Below are 9,305 nucleotides of genomic sequence, written 5' to 3'. Positions count from 1 at the left end.
CGCCCGCGCCTGTCGCCGACGCCCCCGACCCCGCCGACATCCCCGAGCTGCCGGTCGCCCGCTTTGCCGAACCGGCCCCGGTGCCGGACGCCGAGCGCAGCCATTTCCGCATGCCGCTCTTCCTGCTGCGGCCGCCGGCGGATGCGGGCCTGCCGCACCGCTTCGCGCCGCCCTCCATCGCGCGGCCGGTGTCGCAGCTCTGCACCGCCGCGCAGTTCGAGGAGCCGGCCTATGCCCGGCTGGCGACGCGCCTCGGCATGCAGTCGATCGGCCGGCGGCACCGCAAGAACTGGGAATTCTGCTACATCCTGGCCGCCATCGAGGAGGCCGGGCTGCTGCAGCCGGGGCTGCGCGCCATCGGCTTCGGCACCGGGCGGGAGCCGCTGCCCTCGGCCCTGGCCGCGGCCGGGCTGCAGGTGCTGGCCACCGACGCGCCGCTGGAGCTGCAGGTGGCGCAGGGCTGGGCCCAGGGCGGCCAGCACAGCGCCGACGTCATGACTCTGCACCGGCCGAAGCTGCTGCCGAAAGCCCGGTTCATCCAGCGCGTGTCGCATCGCGGCGTCGACATGAACAACATCCCCGGGGACCTCGCCGGCTTCGACATCGCCTGGTCGGCCTGCGCGCTGGAGCATCTGGGCTCGCTGAAGCACGGGCTGGACTTCATCGAGGCCAGCCTCGGCTGCCTGCGGCCCGGGGGCCTCGCCGTCCACACCACCGAGTTCAACCTGAGCTCGGAGACGGCGACCTTCGAGCATCCCGGCTGCTCGATCTATCGCAAGCCCGATATCGAGGCCTTCCTGGCGCGGATGCATGCCGCCGGCCACGAGGTCTTCCCGCTGAACCTGCATCCGGGCGAGAGCGAGCTGGACGCGGTGATCGACCTGCCGCCCTTCCTGAGCGCCGAGGGCAAGCCGCATCTGAAGCTGGAGCTGCGGCGCTTCGTCTCCACCTCGATCGGGCTGATGATCCGCAAGGGGCGCTGACCCCGGCGAAACCGCGCGGGCGGCCGGCGGCTTAAGCCCGGGCTGCACCGCCGCGGGGACGCCTGCCTTGACCACCGACCAGATCATCGTCTCCGGCCTGACCCTGCTGGCGCTCGCCGGCTTCCTGACGCCCTGGCTGCGCTACGACCTGGTGGCGCTGCTCCTGCTCCTGGCGCTGGTGCTGACCGGCCAGGCCGATGCCGAGCAGGCCTTCCTGGGGTTTGCCGAGCCCGCGGTGATCACCGTGGCCGCCGTGCTGGCGATCAGCCGCGCGCTGCAGATGGCGGGCACCGTCGACCTGCTGCTGCGGCATCTGGGCGGCATGCGCGGGCGGCCGCGGCTGCAGGTGGCGGCGCAGACCGGGCTCTGCGCCGGCTTCTCCGCCTTCATGAACAATGTCGGCGCGCTGGCGCTGTTCATGCCGGTCGCCCTGCGCAATGCCTGGCGCGAGGGCTATGGCGCCTCGCGGGCGCTGATGCCCCTGGCCTTCGGCTCGGTGCTGGGCGGGCTGGTGACGCTGATCGGCACGCCGCCCAACCTGATCATCTCGGCGATCCGCCGCGAGCGCACCGAGCTCGGCCCCTATGCCCTGTTCGACTTCGCCTGGGTCGGGCTGCCGGTGGCGCTGGCCGGCCTCGCCTACCTGGTCTTCGCCTCCCGCCTGCTGCCGGCCCGCGACGGCGGCGCCCGCGAGGCCGATGCCGGCGACTACGTGGCCGAGGCCCGGCTCGGCCCGAAGAGCCGGGCCATCGGCCTGCGGCTGCGCCTGCTGGAGGAGATGGGCGAGGGCGACGTCACCGTGGTCGGCCTGTTCCGCGGCGAATCCCGCAGCCTGGCCCCGGCCGGCGAGACCCGGCTGCAGGAAGGCGACGTGCTGCTGCTGCAGGGCGCGCCCGAGGCGCTGAAAAGCCTGGTCGAGGCCGCGGGCCTGGCCCTGGCCGAGGAGGCGAGGCCGGAGGATGGCACGCCGCTGGCCGGCCTGCGTGCCCTGGTCGCCGAGGATCTGGAGGCGGTCGAGGTGGTGCTGCGCCCCGGCTCGGCGCTGATCGGCCAGTCGCCGGCGGCGCTGCGGCTGCGCAGCCAGCATGGGGTGAACCTGCTGGCCGTCTCGCGCCAGGGCCGCCGGGTGGCGGAGCGCATGGCCGGGATCCGCCTGCGCAGCGGCGACGTGCTGCTGCTGCAGGTGGCGCGCGACCGCCGCGCCGCCGCCTTCCAGGCGCTGTCGCTGCTGCCGCTGGCCGAGCGCGGCCTGACGCTGGGCCGTCCGGCCCGGGCCCTGCTCGCCGGGTGCCTTTTCATTGCCGGCATCGTGCTGGTGCTGTTCGATCTGGTGCCGGCCCATATCGCCTTCCCGCTGGTGCTGGCCGCCATGCTGGTCTGCCGGGTGGCGACGCCCGAGGCCGCCTATGGCGCCGTCGACTGGCCGGTGATCGTGCTGCTGGGCGCGCTCTTCCCGCTGGGCCAAGCGATGGAGGGCAGCGGCACGCTGAAGCTGCTGGTCGACAGCCTGGCGGGCCCGGCCGCCGCGCTGCCGGGCTGGGCCCTGGTCGGCGCCACCATGCTGGCCTGCATGCTGCTGTCCGAGATCATGGCCAACAACGCGACCGTCCTGCTGATGGCGCCGCTGGCGCTCGGCCTGGGCGAGGCCGCCGGCGTCAGCCCGGACGCCATGCTGATGGCGGTCTGCCTCGGCACCTCCTGCACCTTCCTCAGCCCGATCGGCCACCAGTCCAACACACTGGTGATGGAACCTGGCGGCTACCGCTTCGCCGACTATCCGCGCTTCGGTGCGCCGCTGGCGCTGCTCTGCCTCGGCCTGGCGACGCCGCTGATCATGCTGGTGTGGGGGTGACCATTCGGGCGTTGGTCGCTAACGGAAACCGGACCCTCATGATAGCCGGCGCTGGCCATCATCTGAGCTGATACCCGCTATCAGCCAAACCGGGCTGTCTGACGGCCCGGCTTTCGGTCAAGCAGAGGGCCGAAAGAAAAACAGGTCATTCCGAAGAACTCGATTCATTAACTTCTGTAAATCTGCGGTTCCGCCGCGGGGCGCATTTCTGCGTCCGGACACTGCCTGGATCTGTGGAAAATCATTTAAAAACAGAAATTTGATTCGAGGTCCACCGGGTGTCGCGCTTGGCTGGAGCGGGGGCTCTCGTGCCCGAATACTCCGAATCGAGTCGGTGATTACTGACCGTGATTCTTGAAAGTTTTGTGACAGAAATGGTTCCGCGGTGCGCAGACGGCGCCTGGGCGGGACCCGCCACGGGGGTGGGGGAGGAAAGTCATGGATATCGGTGTACCCTTGCGCGACCTCGGCACCGTCGAGGTGGGCGGCCTGCTCGACCGCATCGCCCGCCTGACCGAGGATGACTGGACGGGCAACAACTTCCGCCGCGACGTGCTGGCCTCGGGCGTGCATTCGGCGACGGACAACATCCTGATGAAGACCGAGTGGCACCCATCCGCCAGCGCCACCGGCATCGGCCATTTCGAGGACCTGGTCTGGGTCTGGGCCCGCCAGCGCGGCGTCGACCACGCGCCCTTCATGCCGATCGGCCGCGAGGACACCGACCTCTGGCCCGTCTACACCATGCCGGACTGGCTGGAGTTCAAGGAGGTGCTGCAGCCGGTGATCGACCAGGCCATCCGGCCGCTCTACCGGCCGGGCGGCGTGGTGACGCGCCTCGCGCTCGTCCGGCTGAAGGGCGGCGGCACCATCGCGCCGCATATCGACGGCCAGCCGATGGCGGCCCGCGCGCACCGCATCCACATCTCGCTGAGCAGCACGCCCTCGGTCGAGTACAAGATCGACGGCCGCAAATTCACCATGCTCAAGGGCCATGCCTACGACTTCAACAACCGGGTGCGCCACTCGGTGAAGAACAAGGGCAAGGCCAACCGGATCAACCTGTTCGTCGACTACTACCCGGATCCGGGGCTGGTGCTGCGCAACCCGCTGAACGTCTCGCAGCCGGTGCATGTGCCGCCGGCGCCGCTGCTGAACTGACCGGCGCCCCCTGGTCCGCCCTTCGTTCTGGTCCGATAGTCGCGGGCTGGGATGGGGGACGGATGGATGGGTGAACAGCCTGGCGAGAGCCAGCCCGGGCGGGGCGAGCTGCTGCGGCGGATCGGCGCGCTGGCCGCGCCGACGACGCTGATCGCGGTGCTGCAGGCGGGCGCGCAGCTGGTCGAGACCGTGCTGGCAGCCCGCCAGGGCACCGCCGCTCTGGCCGGATGGGCCGTTGTCCTGCCCTTTTCCCTGCTGCTGCAGCAGATGTCGGCCGGGGCCATGGGGGGCGGGGTCGCCTCGGCCATCGCGCGCGCCCTGGGCGCCGGCCGGCGGGAAGAGGCTTCCTCCCTGGTGCTGCATGCGCTGCTGATCGCGGTCGCTGCCGGGCTGCTCTTCGCCCTGCTGCTGGCTGGCTTCCCACGGACGCTGCTGGGGCTGATCGGCGGCGCGGCCGTCGCCGAGGCCGCCGCCCCCTATGCCATGTGGCTGTTCGGCGCCGGCGCCCTGCCGGCCTGGCTGGCCAATACCCTGGCCTCGGTGCTGCGCGGCGGGGGGCGGCATGCCCTGGCCGCCCGCGTCCTGACCGTCGCCTGGCTGGGCTTCCCGATCCTCGGCTGGGCGCTGGCCGAGCCGGCCGGGCTGGGCCTGGCCGGACTTGGCATCGGCTTCGCCGCGGTCTTCTGGGGCGCGGCCCTGGCCATGGCCGTGGTGGTGCTGCGCGGCGGCGCCGGCTTCCTGCCGAGCCTGCGCATGCGGCCGCAGGGGGCGCTGTTCTCCCGCATCCTCTCCGTCGGCTTGGTCGCCTGCGGCCTGGCCGCCATCGCCAACCTGACCACGGTGATGGTCACCCTGCAGCTCTCCGCCTACGGCCCCGTGGCGGTCGCGGCCTATGGCATCTCCGCCCGGCTGGAATTCCTGACCGTGCCGCTGGTCTTCGGCGTCGGCTCGGCGCTGACGGCGCTGGTGGGGCGCGCGGCGGGGGCGGGGGACTGGCGGCTCGCCCGGCGCATCGCCTGGACCGGCGGCGGCATGGCGCTGCTGGTGGCGAGCCTGCTGGGCCTGTCGGTCGGGTTGATGCCGGAGCTCTTCGCCCGGCTGTTCACCGCGGATGCGGCGGTGCAGGCGCTGGCGGCCCGCGCCCTGTCCTTCACCGGCCCGGCCTTCGGCGGCTTCGGGCTGGGCATGGCGCTGTACTTCGCCTCGATGGGGGCGGGGAAGATGCGCTGGCCGATGGTCGCCGCCCTGTCGCGCTTCGGCATCGCGGTGGGCGGCGGGTGGCTGCTGGCCGGCGCCGGCATGGGGATGGAGGGCTACTTCCTGGCGGTGGCGCTGGGCATCACCGCCTATGGGCTGGTGACGGCGGCCTCGGTGCGACCCGGCGTCTGGCGGGAGCGCAGGGCTGCCCCCGCCTAGACCAGGCTTTACATTCTCATATCGAAATGATAGGCTGTCGCCATCATCACCGGAACTGCGCCTGCAGCGGCCTCCGCGCCCGCTGCCAGGCCATGGCCAGCACCACCGCCAGCAGCGCGCCGGCGGTGATCGCCACGCCGAGGTTGAAGTCCCGCCCGGCGGTGTTGGCATAGAGGATGGCGACCAGCGCCCAGGCCACGGCGGCGGCGTACCAGGGCGAGCCGCGGGCGATCCACAGCACCGTCAGCACCAGCCCGCCGCAGGCCAGCAGGATCAGCACGGCGGCGACAGTCAGCCCGGCGCCCTGGTTGGGGAAGAAGCCGCTGACCAGGGCGGCGCCGGCGATATTGGCGAAGGTCGCGACCGAGACCCAGCCGGCCAGCAGCCCGACCAGCGGGCGGATCAGCCAGCGCTCGGCCTGGGTGGCGGCCAGGCCATGCTCGGCGCGGCGGTTGACGAAGAAGGCGGTCAGGCTGGCGGAGAGCACCAGCAGCATCACCGCCACCAGGTGCCAGCCATTCTCGGTCAGCTGGCTGAGCACCATCCAGAGGATCGAGCCGGCGAAGGTCGCGGCCAGCGGCCAGCCCAGACGCCGGGCCACCAGGCTGTCGCGCCCGGCGGAGGGCAGCAGCTGCCAGATGCCCCAGGCGATGCTGAGCGCGAAGAGCAGCCCCCAGATCGAGAAGGCATAGCCGGCCGGGACCACCGGGGTCTGGCTGCGGGCGGACATCTCGGCTTGGGTGTGGCCGATGCCGAAGACCGAGGCCATGGCGCCGACCAGCGGCTGGGCCAGGGGCAGTGCGATGTTCAGCAGGGTACGCAGGTCGTTGCGGGTCATCGGCGCCTTTCCGGAACTGGTGACGTAACCCGTGACGGCGGGCAGGGTTGGCGTGGCGCCCACCCTGCCCGAAGCAACGTCAGGCGGCGGCCTGGTGCGGCACGCCCTTCTCGTCGAGGAGCGCGGTCAGCTCGCCGTTCTGGAACATCTCCATCAGGATGTCGCAGCCGCCGACGAACTCGCCCTTCACATAGAGCTGGGGAATGGTCGGCCAGTTGGTGAAGGACTTGATGCCTTCGCGCAGCTCGCCATCCTCGAGCACGTTGACGCCCTTGAAGGGCACGCCGACGTGGCTGAGGATCTGCACGGCGCGGGCCGAGAAGCCACACTGCGGAAAGACCGGCGTGCCCTTCATGTAGAGGACCACGGCGTTCTCGGAAATCTCGGACTGGATGCGGTCGAAGACGGGGTTGCTCATCGGGGCGGTTCCTTAGGGGGCAGAGGTCTGCAGGGCGAGGGCGTGGAGCGCGCCGCCCATGCGGCCCTGCAGGGCCGCATAGACCAGCTGGTGCTGCTGCACGCGCGAACGCCCGCGGAAGGCCTCGGAGACGACGGTGGCGGCGTAGTGGTCGCCATCCCCCGCCAGATCCTCGATGGTGACCTGGGCGTCGGGCAGGGCCGCCTTGATCAGGGCCTCGATCTCGCCAGCGGGCATTGCCATGCGGGGTCTCCTGTCCGTCTCTGTGCTTACTGGTCGTTCTTACTGGGCCATCAGCGCCGGCAGGAAGCGCTCATGCGCCGCCCGCAGATCGCTCACGGATATGGCAAGGCTGCCCTCGACAACCAAGTCCCCCCCGCCGGAGCGGCCGATGCGCTGGGCGGGGATGCCGGCGGCGCGGGCGGCCTCCAGCAGGGCCAGGGCGTCAGAGGTCGCGACCAGGTAGCGGCCCTGGTCCTCGCCGAAGAACCAGGCATGGGCGGGGATGCCGGCGGGGGCGGCCGTCAGCGTGGCGCCGGCGCTGCCTTCCATGGCCATCTCGGCGGCGGCGACCAGCAGGCCGCCATCGGCCAGGTCATGGCAGGCGGCGAGCTTGCCCGCCTGGATCTGGGCGCGGACGAAATCGCCGTTGCGGCGCTCGGCGGCCAGGTCCACGGGCGGGGGCGCGCCGGCTTCCTGGCCGGCGACCTCGCGCAGCCAGAGCGACTGGCCGAGCCAGCCCTGCGTCTCGCCGAGCAGGACGAGCTCGAGGCCGGGGGCCAGGCCATAGCCGATGGCCTTCGCCGCATCCTCGATCACGCCGACAGCGCCGATCGCGGGGGTGGGCAGGATGCCGCGGCCCTCGGTCTCGTTGTAGAGCGAGACATTGCCGGAGACGACCGGGAAGTCGAGCGCGGTGCAGGCGGCCGCCATGCCGCGGACGGCGGCGGCGAATTGCCCCATGATCTCCGGCTTCTCGGGATTGCCGAAGTTCATGTTGTCGGTCACCGCCAGCGGCAGGGCGCCGGTCGCGGTGATGTTGCGCCAGGCCTCGGCCACCGCCTGCTTGCCGCCCTCCTCCGGGTCGGCGGCGCAGTAGCGCGGGGTGCAGTCGGTGGTCATGGCCAGCGCCCGCTTGCTGTCCTCGAGCCGGACGATGGCGGCATCCGCCGCACCCGGGCGCTTCACCGTCTGGCCGCCGACGGTGCTGTCATACTGGTCCCAGATCCAGCGGCGCGAGCACAGGTCGGGCGAGCCGATCAGCTTCTCCAGCGCCGCCTGCAGGCCGATCGGGTCGGCCACCGTCGCGGCGTCGAGCACAGGCTGCTTCGGGGTCTCGGTGGTGGGGCGGTGGTAGAGCGGGGCCTCGCTCTCCAGCGGGGCGAGCGGGATATCGGCCTCGATCTCGCCATTGTGGCGGATGACGATGTGGCCGGTGTCGGTCAGATGGCCGATGACGGCGAAGTCCAGCTCCCACTTGGTGAAGATGGCCTCGGCCACATGCTCCTCGCCGGGCTTGAGCACCATCAGCATGCGCTCCTGGGACTCGGAGAGCATCATCTCATAGGCGGTCATGCCGGTCTCGCGCTGCGGGACCTTCTCCATGTTCAGCTCGATGCCGACGCCGCCCTTGCCGGCCATCTCGACGCTGGAGGAGGTCAGGCCGGCCGCGCCCATGTCCTGGATGGCGACGATGGCGTCGGTCGCCATCAGCTCCATGCAGGCCTCGATCAGCAGCTTCTCCGCGTACGGGTCGCCGACCTGGACGGTCGGGCGCTTCTCCTCCGAATCCGCGCTGAACTCGGCCGAGGACATGGTGGCGCCGTGGATGCCGTCACGGCCGGTCTTGGAGCCGACATAGACCACCGGATTGCCCACGCCCGCCGCCGCGCTGAGAAAAATCTTGTCGGTGCGGGCGATGCCGACGGTCATGGCGTTGACCAGCGGGTTGCCGTTGTAGGCGGGGTGGAAATTCACCTCGCCGCCCACGGTGGGCACGCCCACGCAATTGCCGTAGCCGCCGATGCCGCGCACCACGCCGTCCAGCACCTGGCGGGTCTTGGGCAGGGCCGGGTTGCCGAAGCGCAGCGCGTTCAGGTTGGCGATGGGGCGCGCGCCCATGGTGAAGACATCGCGCAGAATGCCGCCGACGCCGGTCGCCGCACCCTGGTAGGGCTCGATGAAGCTCGGGTGGTTGTGGCTTTCCATCTTGAAGATGGCGGCCAGGCCCTCGCCGATGTCGATGACGCCGGCATTCTCGCCCGGGCCGTGGATGACCCAGGGCGCCTTGGTCGGCAGCTGGCGCAGCCAGACGCGGCTGGACTTGTAGGAGCAGTGCTCCGACCACATCACCGAGAAGATGCCGAGCTCGGTGAGGGAGGGCGCGCGGCCGAGGATGGCCAGCACGCGGTCATACTCGTCCGGCTTCAGGCCGAATTCGGCGGCGAGCTGCTGGGCGCGTTCGGGGGCGAGGAGGGCAGGGGTCGTGCTGGACATGGACGGCTTTTCGACAGGGCGGGCGCCGTTGTCCAGTGCTGGTTTGGTCATGGCCACCCCCAGCAGACGGAACGGCTGATGCGCGTCCGGCCGAGGGCCGCCCGCAACAGGGAGGTTAGCGCGGAAAGGCGGGGTTTCCAG

8 protein-coding genes are annotated in these 9,305 nt (G+C 71.3%); 4 read left to right on the top strand and 4 right to left on the bottom strand.

Features of this window, described 5'->3' with window-relative positions; all coding sequences use genetic code 11:
• The 4 genes from BKE38_RS32355 to BKE38_RS23325 all read left to right on the top strand — a co-directional run.
• A partial coding sequence (locus BKE38_RS32355) for a class I SAM-dependent methyltransferase (RefSeq protein ID WP_165694267.1) occupies positions 1 to 983 on the top strand: 983 nt, incomplete at its 5' end.
• 67 nt (positions 984 to 1,050) lie between these two features.
• Positions 1,051 to 2,835 (top strand): SLC13 family permease, encoded by a 1,785-nt coding sequence (locus tag BKE38_RS23335; RefSeq protein ID WP_076959627.1) that lies wholly within the window; start codon positions 1,051 to 1,053, stop codon positions 2,833 to 2,835.
• A gap of 438 nt (positions 2,836 to 3,273) precedes the next feature.
• The gene (locus tag BKE38_RS23330) at positions 3,274 to 3,996 is read left to right on the top strand and encodes an aspartyl/asparaginyl beta-hydroxylase domain-containing protein (RefSeq protein WP_076959626.1); all 723 of its coding nucleotides are present in this window, start codon (positions 3,274 to 3,276) and stop codon (positions 3,994 to 3,996) included.
• A 66-nt stretch (positions 3,997 to 4,062) separates the two neighbouring features.
• Entirely contained in the window at positions 4,063 to 5,412 is a 1,350-nt protein-coding gene (locus BKE38_RS23325; RefSeq protein WP_076959625.1) for an MATE family efflux transporter, read from the top strand.
• 46 nt (positions 5,413 to 5,458) lie between these two features.
• Here the strand turns inward: BKE38_RS23325 and BKE38_RS23320 are convergent, their stop codons facing one another.
• From BKE38_RS23320 to purL, 4 genes are all read right to left on the bottom strand, one after another.
• A complete protein-coding gene (locus BKE38_RS23320; protein WP_076959624.1) occupies positions 5,459 to 6,250 on the bottom strand; it encodes a hypothetical protein in 792 nt (263 codons plus the stop codon).
• Between the two features lie 79 nt (positions 6,251 to 6,329).
• Positions 6,330 to 6,668 (bottom strand): Grx4 family monothiol glutaredoxin, encoded by a 339-nt coding sequence (gene grxD / locus BKE38_RS23315; protein WP_076959623.1) that lies wholly within the window; start codon positions 6,666 to 6,668, stop codon positions 6,330 to 6,332.
• Between the two features lie 12 nt (positions 6,669 to 6,680).
• Positions 6,681 to 6,911 carry a BolA family protein gene (locus tag BKE38_RS23310; RefSeq protein ID WP_076959622.1) on the bottom strand — a complete coding sequence of 77 codons (231 nt, stop codon included), beginning with the start codon at positions 6,909 to 6,911 and terminating at the stop codon, positions 6,681 to 6,683.
• Positions 6,912 to 6,950: 39 nt separating this feature from the next.
• Positions 6,951 to 9,164 carry a phosphoribosylformylglycinamidine synthase subunit PurL gene (gene purL, locus BKE38_RS23305; RefSeq protein WP_076959621.1) on the bottom strand — a complete coding sequence of 738 codons (2,214 nt, stop codon included), beginning with the start codon at positions 9,162 to 9,164 and terminating at the stop codon, positions 6,951 to 6,953.
• Positions 9,165 to 9,305 lie beyond the last annotated feature (141 nt).

The sequence above is a fragment of the Teichococcus deserti genome (genome assembly GCF_001982615.1).
Taxonomy (GTDB): Bacteria; Pseudomonadota; Alphaproteobacteria; order Acetobacterales; family Acetobacteraceae; genus Pseudoroseomonas; species Pseudoroseomonas deserti.
Note: the sequence above shows the minus strand (reverse complement) of the source record. Positions and strands in the feature narration are given on the sequence as shown.

What these genes read in the sequence shown, in the direction of transcription:
- BKE38_RS23310 (WP_076959622.1), bottom strand. Translation starts at nt 6,911, where the DNA reads ATGGCAATGCCCGCTGGCGAGATCGAGGCCCTGATCAAGGCGGCCCTG.
- BKE38_RS23320 (WP_076959624.1), bottom strand. Translation starts at nt 6,250, where the DNA reads ATGACCCGCAACGACCTGCGTACCCTGCTGAACATCGCACTGCCCCTG.
- BKE38_RS23325 (WP_076959625.1), top strand. Translation starts at nt 4,063, where the DNA reads ATGGGTGAACAGCCTGGCGAGAGCCAGCCCGGGCGGGGCGAGCTGCTG.
- purL (WP_076959621.1), bottom strand. Translation starts at nt 9,164, where the DNA reads ATGTCCAGCACGACCCCTGCCCTCCTCGCCCCCGAACGCGCCCAGCAG.
- BKE38_RS23330 (WP_076959626.1), top strand. Translation starts at nt 3,274, where the DNA reads ATGGATATCGGTGTACCCTTGCGCGACCTCGGCACCGTCGAGGTGGGC.
- grxD (WP_076959623.1), bottom strand. Translation starts at nt 6,668, where the DNA reads ATGAGCAACCCCGTCTTCGACCGCATCCAGTCCGAGATTTCCGAGAAC.